Here is a 22,907-nt window from a genome sequence, read left to right as displayed (position 1 = left end):
ATGGGAATTAGCTATTTAATTGATTTTAAAGCGAAGTGCTTGGCTTCTTTGCTGCAATACCTTATAAATTAACTATGCATAAAAATTCGCCGCACAAGGCTTTAATCCTACGGAGGTCTGCATGAGCGACCCGGTGCTCAAATCCAAAGCGCTTGGTTTGATGTATGGCTTATTGGCCGGAGAAGTATTGGGCTCCGCTGTTGAAGGCTTAGAGCAAAACGAAAGGGATGAGCGGCTGAGCTTTGAACTTACAGAAATTTTGCTGCAAAACCCCTGGCAAACTTTGTCAGGACAAGCGACAGACAGTGGCGAACTCTCGGTATTGTTGTGCCGCTTATTAGCGCATTACGGTGAATATCAGGAAGAGGGCGCCTGGCAAGCTTATGAATATTGGCTCAGAACCGAACCTTTTGCCGTACCGGACGAATTAAAACGCGCTCTGTTATCTGAACAGGATGAAGAGTCTGCGGCAACTACAGCTTTAGCTCGCGTAGCGCCTGTGGCTTTGATGGTGCCTTATCAGTCATTACCTCAGCTCGCTGCATGGGCTATGGCCGATACAGCGCTGACGCACCCGAATATGCTTTGTCAGCAAATCAGTGGTTTGTATGTGATGGCGCTGGGCCATGTACTGGAGAATGATTGCAGTGCTGATGAACTGTATCAATTGATCAAAGATTGGGCATCTCAGCTTAAAGTGGATAAACGAATTATCCGTGTGATTGATCAGGCTCTGTTTATGCCACCCACAGACTTTGAGCTGTCTGACACTCCGGTGCTGGTCTGTTTTCAGAATGCAATCTGGCAGCTGCTATACGCGCAGGATTATCTGGACGCCATGTTCGATACCATCAAAAGGGGCGGAGATACCGCCAATAATGCTGCAGTGGCAGGCGCGTTGTTAGGCGCCTGTTATGGAGTGGCCGAAGTACCTGAATTACTGCGAAATGCGATTACCCATTGCAGACCACTGAAAGGTCAGTTTGGCGTGCGTCAACCAAGGCCTGAGTGCTGCTGGGCAAATGAAGTCGAATACTTAACAGAGCAGATTTTAACAGGCACAAAAAAACCGGCTTAGCAGCCGGTTTTATAACAATGTAACTAAGTCAGCGACTTATTTGCTGTTACGGGTCTCTTCGCAGGACTTTTTATCCACGCATTCACCATACAGATACAAGCTGTGGTGCGTCAGCTTGATACCGTTTTTCTCTGAAATTTCTAATTGCTTGCGTTCAATGTCGTCATCTTCAAACTCGATCACTTTACCGCAGTTTAAGCAGACCAGATGATCGTGGTGATCGATGCGGCTTAATTCAAAGACTGACTTACCACCTTCAAAGTGATGACGAGTGACTATGCCTGCATCATCAAATTGGTTTAATACGCGGTACACAGTAGCCAAGCCAATATCTTCACCTAATTCCAGCAAAATCTTATACACATCTTCGGCACTGATATGCTGATGATTGGGGTCCTGCAAAATATCGAGGATCTTCACTCGTGGCAGTGTGACCTTAAGGCCTGCTTTACGTAATTCGGTATTATGATCTGACATGGAATTTTCTACTCTTTCTTGAATTTCAAATGATTATAAGGCCATTACCAACAGAAGCAACCTATAAATCTGTGCCTTTATATCAGCAAAGCGCAGACAAAGCGCAAACAAGGAGTTAGAATTCTGCCAAACAGGTCTTACCAGAGGTAATTATGCGTTGGGCATTTAATCCGGCCGTGATGCGGCATTTATTGAATTTGTGGCCGCCATTTTTTTTCACCGGCATTAAAGTGGTGGAATTAGCAGAGGATTACAGATACTGCAAGGTTGAGCTGAAGAACAGGCTCTGGACTCGTAATATCAACAGCAGCCAGTTTGGTGGCTCTATGTTTGCGATGACCGATCCTATTTATCCATTGATGCTGATGGGTACGCTGGGCAAAGAGTATATGGTGTGGGATAAACAAGCGGATATTAATTACATCACGCCGGGGCGTGGCAAATTAACAGCTGAGTTTTTACTGACAGATACTGAGCTTGAACATATCAAACAACAAACCGAAGCAGGGGAGAAATATTTTCCTGACTTTGTGGTGCATGTGAAAGACAGCAAAGGCGAGTTGGTATGCGAGGTAAAACGTAAGGTCTATATTCGTAAAAAACCTAAGTACCGTGAAGTATCTCAGTAGAAAAATGGGTCAGAGCTGAAGCTCTGACCCTGAAGATTACAGATTCTCCAGCTCTTTTAAGCTCAGTTCATCATAAATCTGTTTACACCATTGTTTGACCCGTTGCTCTGTTAATTCTGGCTGACGGTCTTCGTCTATGCCCAAACCAACAAAGTGGTCATTGTCTGCCAGTGCTTTAGAAGCCACAAAGTTGTAGCCTTTGGTTGGCCACTGACCGACCAGAATAGCGCCTTTAGGCTCAATAATGTCACGCAGAGTACCCATAGCGTCCAGGAAATACTCGGCGTAATCTTCCTGGTCACCACAGCCAAAAATAGCCACTAACTTATTGGTAAAGTCGATATTCTCCAGCTCAGGGAAAAAGTCGTCCCAATCACACTGGGCTTCACCGTAATACCAGGTCGGGATACCTAACAGCAACAAATCATAACCGGCAATTTGTTCTTTTGTGCTTTTGGCAATATCCATCACATCAAACAAATGTTTGCCCAGCTCTTTTTGAATCATTTTTGCGATATGTTCAGTGTTACCTGTATCGCTACCAAAAAATATACCTACAGTTGCCATAACTTTCGCCTTCTACCTGGTCAACGCTTGTTCTAAAACCCATTCAATATAGGCGCTACGTGTCATATTTTGCTGCTCTGCAGACAAACTCAGCTGTTGATACAACTGTTCTGACACTTTGCACTCTATACGCTTTAAACCTTTACTTCGATCGCGTTTGATTTGATTGCGCTTGTTCAGCTTTAACTGTTCTTCCCGCGGCAAAGGATTAGTCCTTGGCCGGCCAGGGCGCTTTTCATGCGCAAACAAATCTATTGTCGTGCGATCTGTGGCTATCTTAGCCATGTCGCGCACCTCATTTATTCGACAAAATACTCAAAAATCACTTTAGCTAAAAAAGCTGCTGGTGATAAAAACAGCACTAACCACACAAAAATTTTGCCAAAACGAGGAGCGTTACTTTTTTTAAGTACATCCCAGATGGCCATCACAATAAACAGATAGAGGGCACCTACACCCAGAAACAGACCTAAGGTCTCAAACTGTTCAATATTCATAATGACTCTTAGCCCCAAAAAATTGCGCGCACTATAGCACAATTTTATTGGGAATTAGTTGCGTTAACTCAATAAAAAGTCGGTGACTATTTTCGCGAAAGCCACAGGTTTTTCTGCGTGTAGCCAGTGTCCTGTGCCCATAATGACTTTTGCTCTGCTTTGAGGAAACAGCGTTGTGATCAGGCTCTGATGCTCTGGCAGCAAGTAGTCTGACTCTGAGCCTTTAATAAAGAGCGTCGGTCCAGGGTAAGGGCCCTTGCTTGGTGGAGCGTCCAGTAACTGCTGATAATTGGCAATCAGGGCCTTGACGTTAAAGCGCCAGTAAAACTGATTTTCCTCTTTATATAAACTTTTTAGCAGAAACTGCCGCACACCAGTTTCCGAAATAGCCAAAGCCAGTTGCTGATCTGCTTCTTGCCTGCTTTGCAGGCTATTTAAATCAATAGCATCCAGCGCCGATAAAATCTCCAGGTGACGTGGTCTGTTTTGTACTGGCGATATATCGGCCAGAATGAGTTTACTGACTCTATCCGGATAGCGCAGTGCAAATTCCATCGAGACCTTGCCACCCATGGAATGGCCTAATAACACCACCTGATCCAAAGCCAAATGATCAAGAGTATCTTTGATATCCTCTGCCATCAGTGCATAGGACATGCTATCGTGCCAGTCAGATCGACCATGATTACGCATGTCGAGATTGACCACTTGCCATTGTCCGGCCAGAGCGCGGGCAATAACACCCAGGTTTTCATAACTGCCAAAAAGGCCGTGGATCAATACAATTGCTTGACCCTGGCCTGTGATCTCGGTATTTAATATCATTATTGTTTCCGATTTAACGACCCGAATTAACGACATAGAGCATGGTATCAAAACAGCTGGCTGGCGTCAGCGACTATGCCTTTATATAATGGCTTCATTTAAAAAAAACGCGGACTAACTTCATGAAAACCATCGAAATAGATGACGATCTTTATCAATTTATCGCCAGTCAGACTCAACAGATTGGTGAAAGCGCCTCCGATATTCTGCGCCGTTTACTGATTGCCAGCCTGACAGAAGCACAGGCTCCTGCTGTACCTCTCGCAAAAAGTGTGACCAAAACAGCAGTTGAAGTTGCACCAGAAGTTGTAGTGGACAAGATTGAGGTAGCAGCGGCGCCAGCGGAAAAGTCAGGTTCAGTCTTTGATTTTATCAGTCCACAGGATTTGTCAGCTGAGCAAAGTGTAGTAGGCCGGTTTTTGTTTATTTTATCGGCTTTGTCCCGCGCTCACCGTGGTGATTTTGCTCAGGTGCTTGAAATTAAAGGCCGTAACAGACTGTATTTTGGTCAGTCTGAGGCCTCCTTATTGGAAGCAGGTAGCAGTACTAACCCTAAACCTATCCCAAATACAGACTTTTGGGTGATCACCAATTCCAACACGACCCGTAAAAAAATGATGCTGACTGAAGTTGCCAGCAAATTAGGTTATAGCTCTGTTGAGGTTGAACGGATCCGCGATTTGTTATAAGGAGTTTTTATGTCGTTACATCCGCTGGCTGGGCAAACAGCTCCGGCCGCCATGTTACCTAATATAGCTCAGCTGATGGCTGCTTATTACAGCCTGAGCCCTGATGTGGCTGTTGTCAGTCAGCAGGTTAGTTTTGGCACTTCAGGCCATAGAGGAGGCGCTTTATTAAAGTCCTTTAATGAAGCTCATATTCTGGCGATAGTGCAGGCTGTTGCTGAGTATCGTAAGCAGCAAGGTTTTAGCGGCCCTTTGTTTTTGGGTAAAGACACTCACGCTTTGTCTGAAGCTGCTTTTGTGACTGCCTTGCAAGTCTTGATTGCTAATGGTGTTGAAACCCGCATTCAGCAGGACGGCGGTTTTACGCCAACCCCTGTGATTTCGCACGCTATTTTAGGGTACAACAAAGGCCGTACGTCGGACTTAGCTGACGGTCTGATTATTACGCCATCCCATAATCCGCCAGAAGATGGTGGCATTAAATACAATCCGCCTCATGGTGGACCAGCCGATACCGACGCAACTGATTGGATCCAAAAACGTGCTAACACCTTGTTAGCCAATGCCTTAGCTGGAGTCCAAAAACTGAGTTATGAAGAGGCGCTGGCGTCGTCTTTGTGTGTCAGCATTGACTATGTTCAGCCTTATGTCGATGACTTGGCCAATGTGATTGATATGGCAGCTATTGCCAAAGCTGGTGTAAAAATTGGTGTCGACCCTTTAGGTGGTTCAGGCATAGCGTTTTGGCCTGTGATTGCCAAAACTTATGGTCTGAATATCACAGTAGTGAATGAACGCGTTGACCCTGCTTTTAGCTTCATGCCTTTGGATAAAGACGGCAAAATCCGCATGGACTGCTCTTCTGCGTATGCAATGGCGAACTTGATTCAGCTCAAAGATCAGTTTGATGTGGCTATAGGCAACGACCCCGATTTCGACCGTCACGGCATAGTGACCCGAAGTGGTGGCCTGATGAATCCGAATCATTATCTGGCTGTCGCTATTAACTATTTGCTGAGCAACAGACCTTTATGGTCTACCGACTTAGCTATAGGCAAAACTCTGGTGTCTTCGGCCTTAATTGACAGAGTAACAGAAGGCCGTGGCCGTAAAGTCTACGAAGTTCCTGTTGGTTTTAAATGGTTTGTCGATGGGCTGCACCAAGGCACAGTGGCTTTTGGTGGTGAAGAAAGTGCAGGGGCCAGTTTCCTGCGGTTTGATGGCACTGTTTGGTCAACCGATAAAGATGGTTTTATTTTAGGTTTACTCGCAGCGGAAATGCTGGCGAAAACCGGAGTGGATCCTTATCAGCAGTATCAGGCATTAACCAAAGAATTCGGTTCGCCTTTGTATCGTCGTCTGGATGCGGTTGCTTCAGCAGAGCAAAAAACAGCGCTGAAAAATCTGGATATCAGCAGTGTCCAACAGACAGCGTTGGCAGGTGATCCTATACTTGCTGTGCTGACAAAAGCACCAGGAAATAACGCCAGTATTGGCGGGGTGAAGGTCGTTACGAAAAATGGCTGGTTCGCTGCGCGTCCTTCCGGTACAGAAAATAGTTACAAAATTTACTTAGAGAGTTTTGTTGATCAAAAGCATTTAATGCAGCTTGAATCTGACGCCAAAGCCTTTGTAGACGCGGTGTTCGCGACAATTTAAGTATCGGAAACAGCCTGTTATCGTGTTGTAATAAAATTACGATAACAGGCTTTATTTCCGCAAATTCTTGACTATTGCCCGCCATTTTTGTAATTTTTCTACAACTACAGTTATAAAAAAAAGCGGCTCACCGCTCATCAAACCGGGATTTGGCAATGAAAAAAACGACTTCAAAGGCAAAAGCCTCAGTGGCTATTGCAGCTCTTCCGAGCACGGAAGAATTAAAAAACAGCATTATTAAACATTTACACGGCAGCCTTGGCACTGATGTCAACAAAGCCAGCCCACAAGCCTGGTGGCGTGCAACCTGCGCTGCCGTCAACGAATATGTGTACGATGGTTTGCGTAATACCCAGCGTACTCACTACCAACAAAATACCCGCGCTATTCATTATTTCAGCCTTGAATATTTAATGGGCCGGTTATTCAGTAACAACCTGCACAATATTGGTGTTTATGATGCGGCTAAAGTTGCGCTGGCAGAGCTAGGCTTAAATATTGCTGATCTGGAAGATCAGGAAGAAGATATGGCATTAGGCAACGGCGGTTTAGGCCGTTTAGCTGCTTGCTTTATTGATTCTATGGCCACCTTAAACTACCCAGCCATTGGTTACGGTATTCATTACGAGCACGGTTTATTTAAACAGGAGTTCTCTGACGGTCGTCAGATTGAGCGTCCGGACAGCTGGCGTGAATACGGCAATCCATGGGAAATCTGCCGTCCTGAGTCTGTGCAGGAAATCTCGGTGTACGGTTATGTAGAAACCACTTATGACCTGCAAGGCAAAATGAAAAAAGTCTGGCACCCGGGTCGTATTATCAAAGGTGTGCCTTGGGACATTCCAGTGGTGGGTTATCAGGGTAGTTCAGTCAACGTGTTACGTTTGTGGGAAAGTCGCGCCAGTGATTTCTTCAACTGGGACGTATTTAACTCAGGCGGCTACATTGATGCTGCACGTCAGAACATCGAAGCTGAAACCATTTCTAAGGTTTTGTATCCAAACGATGAAACTGATGCAGGTAAAGAATTACGCTTAATTCAGCAGTACTTCTTCTGCTCATGTTCGCTAAAAGACATTATCCGCCGTTACAAGCGCGCCAATGGCGACGACTGGAGCAAATTCCCGGAGCAAGTGGCTATTCAGCTGAACGACACTCACCCTGCAGTGGCTATTCCTGAACTGATGCGTATTCTGGTCGACCGTGCAGAAATGAGCTGGGATGATGCCTGGAATATTTGTCAGCATGTATTTGCCTATACCAACCATACCTTGTTACCAGAAGCTCTGGAAAAATGGTCTGTGCGTTTATTTGAAAAAGTATTGCCACGCCATTTAGAAATTATTTATGAAATCAACCGTCGTTTCCTGGTAGAGCAGGTAGATGTGTTATGGCCAGGTGATAACGACAAAAAACACAAGTTATCTATTATCGAAGACGGCCATGATCCTATGGTGCGTATGGGCCACTTGTCTGTCGTCGGTTCATTCCGTGTCAACGGCGTAGCGCAAATCCACTCGGATTTAGTGAAATCTGACTTATTCCCGGAAATGGTGGCCTTGTGGCCTGATAAATTTACCAACGTCACCAACGGTGTAACGCCTCGTCGCTGGTTAAAAGCCTGTAATCCACGTTTAGCCAAGTTGCTCGATGAAACCATTGGTGATGAATGGCCGCGTGATTTAACACAACTGAAAAAATTTGCAGCTTTTGCTGATGATCCTGCCATTCAGGACGCCTTTATGGCCATCAAGCAGCAAAACAAAGCTGATTTAGCCACTGTTGTGAAAAAACTGACCAATATCAGCATCGACCCTCATGCAATTTTTGATATTCAAATCAAACGGTTGCATGAATACAAACGTCAGCACCTGAACTTGCTGCATATTCTGGCATTGTACCGTCGTATTCTGCAAAACCCGGATTACGATATGGTGCCACGTGTATTCCTGTTTGGCGCTAAAGCAGCTCCTGGCTACAAGCTGGCCAAAGAAATTATTTACGCCATCAACAAAGTGGCTGAGAAGATCAACAACGACAAACGGGTGAAAAACCGTCTGAAAGTGGTCTTTATGCCAAACTACCGCGTGACTCTGGCGGAAAAAATGATCCCGGCAGCTGATGTGTCAGAACAAATCTCTACCGCAGGTAAAGAAGCTTCTGGTACAGGTAATATGAAGCTGGCGTTAAACGGCGCTATCACTGTAGGTACGCTGGATGGCGCTAATATTGAGATTGCTGAGGAAGTAGGGCCGGATAATATTTCTATCTTCGGTTTAACCGTAGATGAAGTAAAAGCGCTGCAAGCCAAAGGCTATCACAGCTGGGATTATTATTATCAGGATACCGAAATCAAAGCCATTCTGGATTGGCTGGAAACCGACTATTTCACGCCTGGTAAACCAGGCGAGCTGTCGGCTATCAAACGCAGCTTACTGGAAGGTGGCGACCCGTACTTAGTACTGGCCGATTTCCAGTCGTACGTTAAAGCACAAGAGAAAGTGGAAGGCTGGTATCGTGATCAGGCAGGCTGGGCGAAAAAAGCCATTCTGAACACTGCACTGATGGGTAAATTTACGTCAGACCGTTCTATTGAAGACTACGTAGAAAAAGTTTGGAAACTGGATGCCTGTAAAATCAGCCAGCAGTAAGCTCACTGAGCTACGACCTTAACAACAAAGCCCACTTCGGTGGGCTTTGTATTTTATCGGACCTGGCGTGGTTTAAAGAAACCTCTGAACTATTTGTTACACTTTGCAGTCTTACCCGGCATTGGGATTTCGTTTTATCATCCCCATTAAGTTGTAGAGAGCCAATAAACAGGCGTTTTAAAGAGAGCAATCAATGAATTATCAACAGCAAGCCCAACAATGGCAGGCCTTATTCCGTCAGAAACAGCAGGGCAGTTTCCTCAGCCGTGTTCTGCTTTGGCTGGTGGCCGGCATTATGCTGGTGTTTGCCATGGGTGTATTACTTTTCGTGCTGATGCTGAGCTGGTTACTTATTCCAGTGTTTTTATACAAAAGGCATCAACTGCGTAAACAAGGCAAATCGTTTTTCGAGCAGGCGCAACAGCAACAGCAGCAGCGTTCGTCAGAAAGCTCTGGCCGGGTGATTGAAGGTGAAGTGCTGGAACGTAAAAGCGACAACTAAGCTCCTCATCTTTTCATCTATTGATGTAAGTGATGTAAGCAAAGCAGGGCATTGGAAAGTCTGTAATTTTTTTCCGACTCCCTGACCATCTATCCTGCGCTTTGGTATACTCGGCCCAGTTCTAAATCTGGTGCGTCCTATGATCCCGAAGTTAACTGCGACAGAAACACTTAATCCCCAGGTACAGGCTTACGTCACTGCTTTAACTGCTGCTGGTTTTTCCGGCGATATTGAAGTGAGTTATGCCAGCCGCTTAGCGGTAGCCACAGACAACAGCGTCTATCAGCAACTGCCTGCTGCTGTGTTATTGCCTAAATCCGCTGCTGATGTGCAGCTGATCTGTTCTTTGTCTCAGACAGTGAGCTTTAGCGGCATCAAATTTACCCCTCGCGGCGGTGGTACCGGCACTAATGGCCAAGCCCTGACTTCAGCTGTGGTCGTGGATTTGTCCCGCCATATGCGTGACATCATTGAGATTAATGTCGAAGAGCGTTGGGTGCGGGTACAGGCTGGTGTGATCAAAGATCAACTGAACGCTTTTTTAAAACCTTACGGCTTTTTCTTTTCACCGGATTTATCCACCTCAAACCGCGCCACTATAGGCGGTATGATCAACACGGATGCTTCAGGTCAGGGCTCTTTGGTGTACGGCAAAACCAGTGATCATGTGTTATCCCTTGATACAGTGCTGATTGATGGCACAGCGCTGCACACTCATGTCATACCTATTGCGCAAGCAGAGCAACTGGCACAACGTCAGGACAGCATTGGCCGTATCTATCGCCAGGTGTTATCCAGCTGCCGTGATTTTCGCGCTGATATTCTAAAAACTTTTCCGCGTTTAAACCGCTTTTTAACAGGCTATGACTTAGAGCATGTGTTTAACGAGGATTTAACTCAGTTTGATTTGTCCCGTGTTATTACCGGTTCTGAAGGCTCTTTAGGTTTTGTGACTGAAGCTAAACTCAATATTACGCCTATAGCCCCTTACAAATGTCTGGTGAATGTGAAGTACGACAGCTTTGAAAGTGCGCTGCGTAATGCACCATTTTTAGTGGCGGCACAGGCGACTTCTGTTGAAACAGTGGACAGCAAAGTTCTGGATTTAGCCCGCAACGATATTATCTGGCATCAGGTAAAAGACTTTATTGAAGACGTGCCAGGTAAAACTATGCTTGGCCTGAATATGGTCGAATACAATGCTGAAGACGAAGCGGATATGGCGCAAAAAGTTCAGCAGTTAGAAGCTCGCTTGCAGCACTCTGTCGCAAACGGCGAGTCTGGCATTATTGGTTATCAGCTGACCTATGATAACAATGCTATTACCCAGATTTATGCGATGCGTAAAAAGGCAGTGGGTCTTTTGGGCAACGCCAAAGGCAGCAAAAAGCCTATTCCTTTTACTGAAGACACTGCGGTTCCTCCTGAAAATCTTGCTGATTTTATTATGGAATTCCGTGCCTTACTCGATAGTCACGGTCTGGCCTATGGCATGTTTGGTCATGTCGATGCCGGGGTACTGCATGTGCGTCCGGCCTTGGATATGTGTGACCCGGAGCAAGAGAAACAGTTACGCGTTATCTCCGATCAGGTGGTCAAACTGACGGCTAAATACGGTGGCCTGATGTGGGGTGAACATGGCAAAGGTTATCGCAGTGAATATGGCCCGGAGTTTTTTGGTGAGGCTTTATTTACCGAACTGCGTAAAATCAAAACGGCTTTTGACCCATTTAATAGGGTTAACCCGGGCAAAATTTGTACTCCCATCGACAGCACTGAACAGTTAGTCAGCGTGGATGGTGTCAAACGTGGTTTTTATGACCGGCAAATTCCTGTTGTCGTAAAAGACAGTTTTGACAGTAGTTTAAACTGCAACGGCAACGGCCTCTGTTTTAACTACGAAGAAAATTCCCCCATGTGTCCGTCCAGCAAAGTCACCAAAGACAGACGCCATAGTCCAAAAGGCCGGGCTGGTTTAATGCGCGAATGGCTGCGCTTGATGAGTAATCAGGGCGTGGATGTATTAACACAAGAACAAGAGCTGCTAAATAAATCTCAGACGCTGTCGGGTGTAGTGGCCAAAATTAAAAACAGCTGGCAGAAAAAGCAAGGCCAGTATGATTTCTCTCATGAAGTGATGGAAGCAATGGAAGGCTGTTTGGCTTGCAAAGCCTGTGCAGGTCAGTGTCCTATCAAAGTGGATGTGCCATCCTTCCGTGCTCGTTTTATTCAGTTGTATCACAGTCGTTATTTACGGCCGGCCAAAGATTATCTGGTCGGTAACATCGAACGTTCAGCGCCTTTGCTTGCCAGTATGCCGAAGGTGGTTAATTTTTTCCTGCAGCAAAGCTGGATGGCCACACTGCTGAAAAAGACAGTGGGTTATGTCGATACACCACAATTATCAGTACCGACCTTAAAACAAAGGGTTGAGGGCAACTACCACTTTGATTTAACCGCTCTGCAAGCCTTACCAGAGACAGAAAAGCAAAAGTTGGTGCTGTTGGTGCAGGATCCTTTTACCAGCTTCTACGAAGCTGATTTAGTGGCTGACGCGCTGAAGCTGATTGAAAAACTGGGGTTCAGGCCTGTGTTGTTGCCATTTTTACCCAATGGTAAACCCCAGCATGTCAAAGGCTTCTTGCGTGACTTCGCCAAAACTGCGAAAACAGCCTCGGACTTTTTAAATCAGGTGGCCGCTTTAGGAGCGCCATTGATAGGTTTAGATGCCTCTTTAGTGCTGGTGTATCGCGATGAATACGTCAAAGCTTTAGGCTCACAGCGTGGAAACTTCCATGTGGACTTATTCCATGAATGGCTGGTAAAACAACAGCTGCCAGCAGTGGCGAGTCAGCAAAGTTTTAGCTTATTAGCTCATTGCACTGAAAAAACGGCTTTGCCTTCGACAGAAAATCAATGGAAACAGATCTATGCCAAAGCCGGATTAGAACTCAAAGCTTTGTCTGTGGGCTGCTGTGGTATGGCTGGTACTTATGGTCACGAAGCGCAGAATTTTGACAACAGCAAAACCTTATACGAGATGAGCTGGCAGCAGAATGTACAAAGCACCGGCGCTGATCAGGTGCTGGTCACAGGGTTTTCTTGTCGCAGCCAGGTGAAACGTTTAGAAGGCGTTAAACCTAAACATCCGCTGCAACAACTCTTGTTGTTACTCTAGTTCATTCTGTTGCTTGTGGGGCAGGCCCAAAGCCTGCTCCTGCTGATTTGCTCTTCCACTAAAAGTCATCAAGTTCAGCTAAGGTTTATGCCACTGGGCTATGCTATGCATTAGCTTTTTTATCAGGTCGCTCAATTATGATTGACCCAAAGTACAAATGACCCAAAGGAAAATGGATATGAATTGGTTTAAATGGCTGCTGGCTGCCGTTGTTGGTCTTATTGCAGTAACGGTATTTTATCTGTTGGTTATTTTTGATTTAAATGACTTTAAAGCAGAAATTACCCAAAAGGTTGGACAACAAACCGGACGACAACTGCACATCGCAGGGGATATAGGCTGGACTGTCTACCCAAGTCTGGGTGTGTCGCTCTCTGATGTCACCTTATCCAATCCTGAAGGTTTTGTGCCGGAGCAAATGCTGGAAGTGTCAAAACTGGTGGCAGCAGTGGCGTTGATGCCACTGCTGAATAAAGATCTGCAAATTCAGCAACTGCATTTAGACGGCGTGACAGCCAATCTAGTCACTGCTAAAAATGGCAGAACCAGTATGGATGGCCTGACTTCAGACAAAGCAGTTGCTTCTGCTCCATCTGAAACTACAGCACCTGTAACTGCTCCAGGTTCGCAGCAACTGCAACTGGAAGATGTGTCTATTCGCAATCTGCAATTAAATATGATCACCGAAGGCAGCCCGACTCAAAGCTTAACGCTGAAATCATTAAATTTAACTGATTTTAAAGCTAATGAATGGGCACCACTGGATTTTGAACTGCTGGTTAAATCCGATCCAACCCAGTTGAATGTGAAAGGTTCAGCGCAGTTGCAACTGAGTAACAACAATCAGTTAGTGCAACTGAAAGACTTTGTACTGGATACTGAGTTTCAGGGCTTGCCACTGAAGCAGTTGGTATTGGACACTGATTTAAAATTAGCATTGGATACAAAACAACTGGACTGGCAATGGCAGAAACTTGAGTTGGATGACATCAAAGGTTCAGGCCAACTGGCAGTGAATTATGCCAAACAAGCCGTGATTAAATTAGATTTGAAGTTGGATGAGGTGGATACAGCTGCTTATATGGCGGAGGATACCTCGACAACAGAAGCCGAAGTAGCGGTGAGCACTGAACCTGATTTAACAGCGTTGCGCCAGTTTGATCTGGATTTAAAACTGGCAGTGAAAACTCTGAAAGTGAGCGGCCTGCATACGGAAAATCTGCAACTTTCGTTAACCAATAAAGCAGGATTGGTTCAAATTCAAAAAGTCAGCGCAGATTTATACGATGGCAAAGTGGTGGGCAAAGCCACATTGGATGCTCGCAAAACGCCTGTCAGCTATAGCTTCAATAAACAGCTGTCCGGCTTGGCGCTGCGTCCTATGCTGATAGATGGCGCTGATATTGATTTATTAAGTGGCACAGCAAAACTTAGTATTGAGGGCAAAGGCCAGAGTTTATTACCAGAGCAGCTCAAGAAAAACCTGCTGGCCAATGGCAGCTTTGAAATCACAGATGGTTCTTTGTATGGCGTCAATATTGCGCAAATGATCCGTAATGCCAAAGCCACTTTAAAAAATGAAGCGCAAAGCACAGACAATACGGAACAAAAGACTGACTTTTCGAGCTTAACAGGCAGTTTTAACCTAACGGACGGGCTGCTGACCAATCCGGATTTAAAAATGGCGGCACCACTATTACGTCTTGCTGGTAAAGGCTCTGCTAATTTGCTGACAGAAGCTTTGGATTATCAATTAAGTACGGCGCTGGTGAATACCTCTAAAGGTCAGGGCGGTAAAGAAAAAGACGATCTGGCTGGTGTGGAAATACCTCTGAAAATCAGCGGTACTATGCAAGAGCCGAAGTATTCACTGGATACCAAAGCCTTGTTTGAAACTCAATTGAAAGACAAAGTCGAAACACAAAAAGAGAAACTTAAAAACAAGCTGCTGGAAAAACTTGGTGGGCTTTAGTTAGCTGCTCAATGTGAATAATAAAAAACGGAGCAGTTAGCTCCGTTTTTTATCTAAAGATTCAGCTTAGAACGCAGAAGTATCCTGGAACAAACCTACTTTCAGTTCTTTAGCCGTATAGATCTCGCGACCATCGACACTGACTGAACCTTCGGCTATGCCCATAAATAATTTGCGTTTGATCACGCGGGTCATATCGATGCGGTAGGTCACTTTTTTCGCAGTAGGCAGAATTTGACCAGTAAATTTCACTTCACCCACACCTAAAGCACGACCTTTACCCGGACCACCAGCCCAACCCAGGAAGAAACCGACCAACTGCCACATGGCGTCTAAGCCTAAGCAACCTGGCATCACCGGGTCCCCTTTAAAGTGGCAATCAAAAAACCACAGTTCTGGATTGATATCGAATTCAGCGATAATTTCTCCTTTGCCGTATTTGCCACCTTCTTCCGAAATGTGTACGACACGGTCAATCATCAGCATATTGTCTACAGGCAACTGGCTGTTGCCTTCGCCAAATAATTCCCCACGGCCACAGGCCACTAAATCTTGTTTTGTAAAGCTATTCTTAGTCATGTATGTTAGATCCATCATCAAGGCTGGGCCACTTTAGCGAACACTTGTAAGCTAAACAAGTCCGATTAGTCAAGCTGACCTTCTTAAATCAAACTAACAGCATAAGATAGAAGCATTATGACGGAACAGGAAAAAAAACGAATTTCGAATGCTGAAAAACAGCAACGTTACAGAGAGCGGCAAAAAGGCTCTGGTAAAAAAGAGTTGCGAGGTTATTTAACACCCGAAGCCTTAGCCTGTTATCAGGAAATTCAGCAAAAAACTGAATGGAGTGACAGTGTAATGCTGAGTAATGCCATTCGTTTAATGTATGCAGCCCATAAACTTGGACAAATAGGTTTACTGAATGGCTGGCTGACTGAACATAAAAAATAAGGCCAGCTTAACGGGCGCTACGTATTGCTTTATAATATCGTCACTTTTTGCTGTTACAGCGCCATCCGGAAGTATTTTATGATTTTATTTGTCCGCGACTTAACCGTCATCGATTTTTCGTACCTTTGTCAGCAACGTGGTTTGCTCGGCGAAAGTTATATTGTTGATGTGGAGTTGCATGGGGACTTGGATCAAACCTCAATGGTATTTGATTTTGGTCTGGTTAAAAAAGTCATTAAAAAAGCCATCGATCAATTAGTGGACCATAAACTTGCTATTCCCGCCTTAAGTCCCGCTACACAGCTGATTAAAGGCGAAGTGGAGCAGGTATTATTCAGTTCAGAAAAAGGCCTGCTGCAAGTAGCATCACCTGCTGAAGCTTTTGCGGTTATTCAGGCTGAAAAAATTGATATGGCTTCAGTCACCGAATTTTTAACTGAACAGATTAAACCTTTACTTCCAGATAACGTCGCCAAACTGGTGTTACAGCTGCGCACTGAACAGGTCAGTGGCTTCTCTTACCATTACACCCATGGCCTGAAAAAACACGACGGCAACTGCCAACGTATTGCTCATGGCCATCGTTCTACTATTCAGATTTTTGACAACGGCATGTTGTCGCCTAAGTTAGGCAAATACTGGAGTGAGCGCTGGGAAGATATTTATCTGGCGACCGCTGAAGATCAGATTGCGGCATCAGCCTTGCGTTACTTAAAAGCCGAAGCCGGTGCGCTGAATTTTGCTTACAGTTCTGCTCAGGGCTATTTTGAAATTTCCTTGCCAGAAAACACCTGCGAAGTGGTGCCTTGCGATACCACAGTAGAATGTTTGGCTGAGTATATAGCCACTACAGTGAAAGAATTACATCAACTTACTGCAGTAAAAGTTGTTGCTTTTGAAGGCGTTGGTAAAGGCGCCATCGCATTCGCATAACTGAAATTGGGGCCAGATCACATTGTTAACGGTTAACAATGTGATCTGGCTCCATTTTTATTCTACTAAGTCTGACAGCGGTAATTGAGTTTTAGACAGAACTCGTTGATACAACCAGGCAAAACTTGCCGCGTTGTCACGTGGAAACTCCAGCTGCACCGGAACTTGAGGTTGCTCATTTGTTGCCACCACAAAACTAAAGCTGTAGAAAGGGGCCATGCCCATTCGCAGATCCGTCAGCAGCAGTTGCTCTTCCTTTTTTTCCAGTTGATAAAAACCATGACTAAACCAGGCTAACCTTGCCACAGTTGGGTTATCTTTCCATTGGGCTATCAGGGCTGCGTCTCTTGGAAAACTCCGCCATTGCATCTGTGTTGAGCCATCAAGTAAAGAGTAATACCCCTCAAGGTATTGATCCTCATTCACCACCACAGCGCGCCACAATAAGGTGTTAAAGGGAGTTGCAGTCACCAGCAGTTGATCTACTTGTTGGCCTGAATCGGCAAGTTGTTGTTTCACTTCTGCATAAGCCAGTTGCTGCGCTACTACACCAAACAACAAATAAGCGCTGCTCACAGCCAGACCGACAGTATTCCAGTAGGTTTTGGACCAAAACGCCAGCAAAAGCCCCAGCAGCAAGGGCAGAGTGTAAAGCGGGTCTATGATAAAAATGCTGCCCACTCCAAAAGGATAGTCGCTAAAAGGCAGCGCAAGCTGGGTACCATAAATAGTCATAGTATCCAACAACGCATGGGTCAGTAGCACCAGTAACACCGCCAGCACAGTCTGTTTGAAAAGTTGGGGGCGACCTAATAACTTGACTAGCAGCCAGGCAAAAAGTGGTGAAACCAAACTTAAGTAAAACAAAGAATGGCTTTCAGTGCGGTGCATGGTCATGTCGCTGATCGGATCGCCATGCGATATCAATACATCCAAATCGGGCAGGGTGCCAAACACAGCGCCTGCTGCAGCTGTATGCCAGAGTTTTATTTGTTTGTTGCGTATTGGTTTATTAAAAACCGCCACACTGACGGCTGCACCCAGCGCTATTTGTGACAAAGAGTCCATATTATTCCTGTGTTGTTCCAAGCCATGCTGTGGCTTTATCCTGATCAACAAGCTGCAAATAAGTCAAAGTTTCAGCCGCCAGTTCGACGGGCATCGACAATTGCACCAAGCGTTGTTTACGAAATACATGCAAGGTAAGTACGCTGCCAATCTGGCTTTGGTTGAGCTGGCGCCAGAAGTTTTGTTCTGTGGCTTTTACCGCATTAATTGCTATTAACTGATCCTGCGCCATCAAGCCTGCTTTGTAAGCGACAGAAGCCAAAGGCACATTAGTGATCTTTAAACCATCGGTTGAAGCGCTAAAAGCAGCGCCAAAAGAGCGCACTGGATAAGCCGGCGCTTTGCTGCCGGATAAGTCTTTACTGTGTTCCTGTTGGCGAAAGGCTGTATGTAAACCAAGCTGGGGCAAAAGTTCGGCCAAAGGCAAAGCAGATTTGCCGTTCACCCAGCTGTATAATTCAAGCGCTATGTCTTTACCTGCATAGTCTGAGCAGAGCTGGATAAATTGTTGTTCAGAGCTACCTGAAGCCGGTTCGCCATAGGTTCTCCACGCCAACTGCATTAAGGTATCCAGCGTCAGGCCTTTACTGCGTAACAACGCATCCAGACACAACGCAATCAGACTGCCTTTGGTGTAATAGCTGACCACGGCATTCACTGCATTTTCGTCTTGCTTGTAGTACTTAGTCCAGGCATTAAAGCTGCTGTCGGCCACAGATTGAACTTGCTCTGAAGGGCTAAGTTGTACTCTGTTGATGGTTTTTTCCAGTGCCGCAAAATACTGTTCCTGCGTCAACAAACCACAACGTACCAAAGCCAAATCATCGTAATAAGAGGTAAAACCCTCGTATAACCAAAGCTGGCTGGTGTATTGCTCTGTGTTTAATCGATAAGGTAAAAACTGGGCTGGTTTAGCGCGTTTTACCCACCAGGTATGGAAATACTCGTGGCTGCAAAGGCCAAGCAAGTTCTGGTAATCGGCTGTGCTTTCTTCAGGACGTTCTGCATTCGGAAGATCCTGATGAGTCAGCAACAATAATGTGGAATTATGGTGCTCCAGGCCGCCATAACCTGAATCTGTCACCCAACATAAAAACCAATACTGCTTTAAATCGGTCGGCAAGCTACCAAACACCTGTTGCTGTTGCAGGCATATGCGTTGCAGCTCTGTTTTAAACCGCTCAAGGTCCACCTGCTCATGACCTGCCAGCACCAGATAATGTGGCACACCACAGACATTAAATTCGGCAATATCCAGTTTACCCAGCATCAAAGGGCTGTCGATCAGTTGCTGATAGTTATCTGCCTGGTACAACCCACACTGCAGTGGCGGGGTGGTACTTGACCTGGTTAAACCTGTCGCAACCTGCCAGTCTAAAAATTCCGGTGCCACTACATTTACAGTGACAGGGACTGCTTCCATACCTTTGACTTCAAGGCAGAGGGCGGCCGGATTTAAAATAGCCAGTTGATCGTCCAGATAACAACCCCGCACCGACAGATCGAAGGCATAGACTTTATAACGTACGGTCAGCTGTTGCTGATGATGACTCAACTGCCAGCTTTGCTTATCCAACTGGAGCAGGGACAAATCACCCGTGTCATCAAAAGCTTCAACAGAGTGCAGATGTTTGGCAAAATCCCGCACCATATAACTGCCAGGGATCCAGCTCGGCAAACTTAAGGTAATGGCCTCTTTGCTTTGTGGTGTAAAATGCAGTTCAACTGCAACCAGATGTGCGGTAATGTCAGCAATGCTAAGCTGGTAAGCCAATGGCGTCATACCCTATACTCCCGAAAGTTATCTGCGCATTATTTTATAAGGATCTTCTGATGGCTCAAGAAACTATTTTCAGCAAAATCATTCGCCGCGAAATTCCGGCCGACATTTTATACCAGGACGAATTAGTCACCGCCTTTCGTGATATTAATCCACGGGCACCGACCCATATCCTGATTGTACCTAACGTATTAATACCTACAGTAAACGATGTGGAACCACAACACGAGCTGGCGTTAGGCCGTTTATTTACTGTGGCTCGTAAGTTGGCCGCTGAAGCAGGCATTGCCGAAGACGGTTACCGTTTGATTATGAACTGCAATCAGCATGGTGGTCAGGAAGTCTATCATATTCATATGCATCTGGTCGGTGGCAAGGCTTTAGGGGCTATGGTGGCGCGTTAAGTTATTTTTGTCGGCTAAAAAACCGGTGATTGCCTTGCAATTGCCGGGGAAACTTCTAAAATTCGCGCCTTATTTCTGCCGGAGAACCTTATGACTGACGAAGCTATACTTGCCAAACGTATTGAATACGCTGTGACCCGGGTCACAAAAACGGTATTTCCTGGCCGTACTAACCATCACAATACTTTGTTTGGTGGTGAAGCTTTAGCCTGGATGGATGAAGCTGCATTTATCGCTGCAACCCGTTTTTGCCGTAAACCTTTGGTAACTGTGTGTTCGGACAGAGTAGATTTTAAAGAGTCTATTCCTGCGGGTTCTATTATTGAGCTGGTTGCACGTATTGAGCATGTAGGCCGCACCAGTATTAAAGTGAATGTCGATATTTTTGTTGAAACTATGTTTGACGACGATCAGCATAAAGCCATTTCAGGTAACTTTACTTTTGTGGCTTTAGGCCCGGACCGCAAGCCAGTCCCTGTATTAGGTTAATTTGCCAAGGTGCTGGCTCAGCAGTAGAGTAGGGTTATCCTGTACTGACTCTGAGCCAGATAAAACATGAAAACTATCCACCAATGGTTTGCTGAATACGGCGTCAGCCATCAGAATCCAACCAACAAACTGATCCATTGGTTTGCAGTCCCCACTATTTATTTCACAGTGTTTGGTCTGCTGTGGCAAATTCCTATGCCTTTTACTTTGTTTGCTGAACAGCAAATTACCTGGCCCTTATTACTCGCTATGCCAGTGCTTGGTTTTTATTTCAGTTTGTCTTTTGCCATAGGTCTGGCAATGACTTTGTTTACCGCTTTGGTGGTGATGCTTATTCGTGCTTATGAGCAGCACTTCAGTATGGATATCTGGTTGGTCTCGTTGCTGTTATTTAGTGTGATGTGGGTGTTTCAGTTTATTGGTCATAAAATTGAAGGTAAAAAGCCGTCGTTTTTTCAGGATCTGCAATTTTTATTAATTGGACCGGCCTGGTTGATGGGTTTTATCCTGCAAAAATTGAAGATCCATTACTAACTGATCCTACCTGTCTTGCGACTAATGGAGAGCTAACCAAGTCTAATCCCCAAACCAAAGCTCTCCAAGCTCCTGTTGCTGAGATACAATAGAGCTAAGCTTTTATTTAGTTGTATCTATTTTGCAAAAAATTTTTGAAGACCGTCATCGTTTGTTTTGGTTGTTGCACACTCTGGGTTGGGTGGGCTTTGCCTTAATCAGCTATTTAGGGTCCTTGTTTCAGGAAATGCGCAGTGCCTACTGGATAGTAGTGACGCTGGATGCTTATGCTGGCTGGTTGCTGACTATTCCGCTGCGCTACGCCTTTCAGCGGGTATGGCACTGGGAACCTTGGAAAATGCTGCTCAGCGTGCTGGCAGTGGCTATTCTTATTGCCGCAGTATGGACTGTGTTTCGTAACTTTAATTACTGGGAAATTTACCGCCACGGCTTTAGACCAGACAGCTGGACACAGTATTTCCGCCAAACCACAGTAGGTTTTTATGTGTTGTTGAGCTGGAGTGGTTTGTATTTTGGTATTAAATACTACCAGACACTACAACAGGAAAAGCAAAAGTCGTTAACCGCCAGCAATAAAGCGCACGAAGCTCAGCTGAAAATGCTGCGTTATCAGCTCAATCCGCACTTTTTGTTTAATACCTTAAATGCAATATCGACTTTGGTCTTATTAAAAGAATCTGATACAGCGAATAAGATGTTGGTTCGACTCAGCGATTTCTTGCGCTATTCACTCTATAAAGATCCAATTAAAAAAGTGCCGCTGCAACAGGAGTTGTATGCAGCCAATCTGTATCTGGAAATAGAAAAAGTTAGGTTTTCAGAACGTCTGACTATTATTTATGACATTGATGAAGCGGCTGATCAGGCTTTAGTCCCCAGTTTGATTTTGCAGCCCCTGGTTGAAAACGCTATTAAATACGCGGTAGCAAGCCAAACCAGTGGCGGCAAAATTATGATTACAGCACAGAAATTTGGCCATGATTTACTGATGGAAGTGGCAGACGACGGGCCTGGAATGGTGATTTCCGATGGTCTGCCAAAAGGGGAATCCGGCGGAGTGGGTTTAGTTAATACCAAAGAGCGATTAGCGGCTTTGTACGATCGTAATTTTTCTTTGGTCTTAACACACAACCACCCACGGGGTTTGAAAGTAAATATCAGAATACCATTTGAAACAGAGAGTACAGATGAAACAAATGCTTAAGGTCATAGTGGTCGACGATGAACCGTTAGCCCGCCGTGGTATGTTGGTGCGTTTAGCTGACTTTCCCGAACTGGATATTGTGGCTGAATGCAGCAACGGTGAAGAAGCTGTGGCCGCTATCTGTGAACATCAGCCAGATGCGGTATTTTTAGACGTAGAAATGCCGGGCCTGGATGGTTTTGGCGTGTTAAAGCAATTGCAGCAACTGCAGATCGAGTTGCCATATGTGGTCTTTGTCACGGCCTACGATCACTATGCATTAAATGCTTTTGAAGTGCAGGCGCTGGATTATGTACTCAAACCTGTGGAAAAAGAGCGTTTAGCTGCAGCTGTCAGTAAACTAACCAAAAACTTTGAAGCCAAAGATAACCAGCGCCATAAAGGCCAACTGGCCGCTGTGGTGGCTCAGTTAACGGGCGAAAAAACCGATCAGATTTTACAGCGGCTGGATCAGTCTCAGCCTGTGATGAACGAACGTTTCCCTGAAGCTATTAGTATCAAAGACAGTGGCGAAATTACTCGTGTGCCGGTCAGCGCCATCGATTGGGTGGATGCAGCTGGTGATTATATGTGTATTCATACCAGAGACGGTCAAACCCATATTTTGCGCCGCACTATGAAAGAGCTGGAGCAAGAGCTGGATCCGAAGCTATTCGTCCGGGTACACCGTAGCGCCATAGTCAATGTAAATACCATAGCCAAGCTGCAAATGCTGGCGAATGGCGAGCATCAACTGATGCTGACCAACGGCCAGGCCGTGAAAGTCAGCCGCAGCTATAAAGATCGCGTCAAAATGGTGTTTAATTCTTAAGTTGTTTTT

Annotated in this window: 23 protein-coding genes; 15 read left to right on the top strand and 8 right to left on the bottom strand. The window is 45.4% G+C overall.

The genetic code is table 11. The annotated features are described in order from the left end of the window. Positions 1-121 precede the first annotated feature (121 nt). Positions 122-1,078 carry an ADP-ribosylglycohydrolase family protein gene (locus LSG37_RS16490; protein WP_233080901.1) on the top strand — a complete coding sequence of 319 codons (957 nt, stop codon included), beginning with the start codon at positions 122-124 and terminating at the stop codon, positions 1,076-1,078. A gap of 36 nt (positions 1,079-1,114) precedes the next feature. Here LSG37_RS16490 and fur read toward each other — a convergent pair whose 3' ends face one another. Next, entirely contained in the window at positions 1,115-1,555 is a 441-nt protein-coding gene (gene fur, locus LSG37_RS16485; protein ID WP_008897430.1) for a ferric iron uptake transcriptional regulator, read from the bottom strand. Positions 1,556-1,707: 152 nt separating this feature from the next. Between fur and LSG37_RS16480 the strand changes: the two genes are divergently transcribed. Then, the gene (locus tag LSG37_RS16480) at positions 1,708-2,184 is read left to right on the top strand and encodes a DUF4442 domain-containing protein (protein WP_233080900.1); all 477 of its coding nucleotides are present in this window, start codon (positions 1,708-1,710) and stop codon (positions 2,182-2,184) included. A 36-nt stretch (positions 2,185-2,220) separates the two neighbouring features. Here the strand turns inward: LSG37_RS16480 and fldA are convergent, their stop codons facing one another. The 4 genes from fldA to LSG37_RS16460 form a co-directional block, all read right to left on the bottom strand. Further along, positions 2,221-2,751 carry a flavodoxin FldA gene (gene fldA, locus LSG37_RS16475; protein WP_233080899.1) on the bottom strand — a complete coding sequence of 177 codons (531 nt, stop codon included), beginning with the start codon at positions 2,749-2,751 and terminating at the stop codon, positions 2,221-2,223. Positions 2,752-2,763: 12 nt separating this feature from the next. Further along, on the bottom strand, positions 2,764-3,036 hold the full coding sequence (gene ybfE / locus LSG37_RS16470) for a LexA regulated protein (RefSeq protein WP_008897433.1): 273 nt from the start codon (positions 3,034-3,036) through the stop codon (positions 2,764-2,766). A 14-nt stretch (positions 3,037-3,050) separates the two neighbouring features. Further along, entirely contained in the window at positions 3,051-3,248 is a 198-nt protein-coding gene (locus LSG37_RS16465; RefSeq protein WP_008897434.1) for a DUF2788 domain-containing protein, read from the bottom strand. Between the two features lie 63 nt (positions 3,249-3,311). Continuing rightward, complete coding sequence (locus tag LSG37_RS16460) at positions 3,312-4,073, bottom strand: alpha/beta fold hydrolase (RefSeq protein ID WP_233080898.1); 762 nt, start codon at positions 4,071-4,073, stop codon at positions 3,312-3,314. Positions 4,074-4,195: 122 nt separating this feature from the next. Between LSG37_RS16460 and seqA the strand changes: the two genes are divergently transcribed. The 6 genes from seqA (at position 4,196) to LSG37_RS16430 (ending at position 14,721) form a co-directional block, all read left to right on the top strand. Then, positions 4,196-4,762 carry a replication initiation negative regulator SeqA gene (seqA, locus tag LSG37_RS16455; protein WP_233080897.1) on the top strand — a complete coding sequence of 189 codons (567 nt, stop codon included), beginning with the start codon at positions 4,196-4,198 and terminating at the stop codon, positions 4,760-4,762. 9 nt (positions 4,763-4,771) lie between these two features. Then, positions 4,772-6,418 carry a phosphoglucomutase (alpha-D-glucose-1,6-bisphosphate-dependent) gene (pgm, locus tag LSG37_RS16450; RefSeq protein ID WP_233080896.1) on the top strand — a complete coding sequence of 549 codons (1,647 nt, stop codon included), beginning with the start codon at positions 4,772-4,774 and terminating at the stop codon, positions 6,416-6,418. Positions 6,419-6,573: 155 nt separating this feature from the next. Further along, the gene (locus LSG37_RS16445) at positions 6,574-9,069 is read left to right on the top strand and encodes a glycogen/starch/alpha-glucan phosphorylase (RefSeq protein ID WP_233080895.1); all 2,496 of its coding nucleotides are present in this window, start codon (positions 6,574-6,576) and stop codon (positions 9,067-9,069) included. 193 nt (positions 9,070-9,262) lie between these two features. Next, a complete protein-coding gene (locus tag LSG37_RS16440; protein ID WP_233080894.1) occupies positions 9,263-9,571 on the top strand; it encodes a hypothetical protein in 309 nt (102 codons plus the stop codon). 139 nt (positions 9,572-9,710) lie between these two features. Beyond that, entirely contained in the window at positions 9,711-12,749 is a 3,039-nt protein-coding gene (gene ydiJ / locus LSG37_RS16435; RefSeq protein ID WP_233080893.1) for a D-2-hydroxyglutarate dehydrogenase YdiJ, read from the top strand. 178 nt (positions 12,750-12,927) lie between these two features. Next, positions 12,928-14,721, top strand: coding sequence for an AsmA family protein (locus LSG37_RS16430; RefSeq protein WP_233080892.1), 1,794 nt, complete (start codon positions 12,928-12,930; stop codon positions 14,719-14,721). Between the two features lie 66 nt (positions 14,722-14,787). Here LSG37_RS16430 and fabA read toward each other — a convergent pair whose 3' ends face one another. Next, on the bottom strand, positions 14,788-15,300 hold the full coding sequence (fabA, locus tag LSG37_RS16425; protein ID WP_008897443.1) for a 3-hydroxyacyl-[acyl-carrier-protein] dehydratase FabA: 513 nt from the start codon (positions 15,298-15,300) through the stop codon (positions 14,788-14,790). Positions 15,301-15,417: 117 nt separating this feature from the next. Between fabA and LSG37_RS16420 the strand changes: the two genes are divergently transcribed. Continuing rightward, positions 15,418-15,675 (top strand): hypothetical protein, encoded by a 258-nt coding sequence (locus tag LSG37_RS16420; protein WP_233080891.1) that lies wholly within the window; start codon positions 15,418-15,420, stop codon positions 15,673-15,675. Positions 15,676-15,753: 78 nt separating this feature from the next. After that, a complete protein-coding gene (locus LSG37_RS16415) occupies positions 15,754-16,608 on the top strand; it encodes a 6-pyruvoyl trahydropterin synthase family protein (RefSeq protein WP_233080890.1) in 855 nt (284 codons plus the stop codon). 57 nt (positions 16,609-16,665) lie between these two features. On the opposite strand, the gene LSG37_RS16410 is transcribed toward LSG37_RS16415, so the two are convergent. Beyond that, entirely contained in the window at positions 16,666-17,676 is a 1,011-nt protein-coding gene (locus LSG37_RS16410; RefSeq protein ID WP_233080889.1) for a metal-dependent hydrolase, read from the bottom strand. Between the two features lies 1 nt (position 17,677). Next, on the bottom strand, positions 17,678-19,459 hold the full coding sequence (locus tag LSG37_RS16405; RefSeq protein WP_233080888.1) for a M61 family metallopeptidase: 1,782 nt from the start codon (positions 19,457-19,459) through the stop codon (positions 17,678-17,680). A 50-nt stretch (positions 19,460-19,509) separates the two neighbouring features. Between LSG37_RS16405 and hinT the strand changes: the two genes are divergently transcribed. From hinT to LSG37_RS16380, 5 genes are all read left to right on the top strand, one after another. Beyond that, positions 19,510-19,860: a purine nucleoside phosphoramidase gene (hinT, locus tag LSG37_RS16400; RefSeq protein WP_233080887.1), complete on the top strand. Its 351-nt coding sequence runs from the start codon at positions 19,510-19,512 to the stop codon at positions 19,858-19,860. A 90-nt stretch (positions 19,861-19,950) separates the two neighbouring features. After that, positions 19,951-20,349 (top strand): acyl-CoA thioesterase, encoded by a 399-nt coding sequence (locus tag LSG37_RS16395; protein WP_233080886.1) that lies wholly within the window; start codon positions 19,951-19,953, stop codon positions 20,347-20,349. A gap of 66 nt (positions 20,350-20,415) precedes the next feature. Beyond that, complete coding sequence (locus tag LSG37_RS16390; RefSeq protein WP_233080885.1) at positions 20,416-20,883, top strand: Mpo1 family 2-hydroxy fatty acid dioxygenase; 468 nt, start codon at positions 20,416-20,418, stop codon at positions 20,881-20,883. Positions 20,884-21,004: 121 nt separating this feature from the next. Beyond that, positions 21,005-22,087, top strand: a complete 1,083-nt coding sequence (locus LSG37_RS16385) for a sensor histidine kinase (RefSeq protein ID WP_233080884.1) — start codon at positions 21,005-21,007, stop codon at positions 22,085-22,087. Further along, positions 22,071-22,898: a LytR/AlgR family response regulator transcription factor gene (locus tag LSG37_RS16380; RefSeq protein ID WP_233080883.1), complete on the top strand. Its 828-nt coding sequence runs from the start codon at positions 22,071-22,073 to the stop codon at positions 22,896-22,898. Before LSG37_RS16385 ends, LSG37_RS16380 begins: the two co-directional genes overlap by 17 nt. Positions 22,899-22,907: the final 9 nt, after the last annotated feature.

The sequence above is a fragment of the Rheinheimera soli genome, assembly GCF_021290985.1.
Taxonomy (GTDB): domain Bacteria; phylum Pseudomonadota; class Gammaproteobacteria; order Enterobacterales; family Alteromonadaceae; genus Pararheinheimera; species Pararheinheimera soli.
Note: the sequence above shows the minus strand (reverse complement) of the source record. Positions and strands in the feature narration are given on the sequence as shown.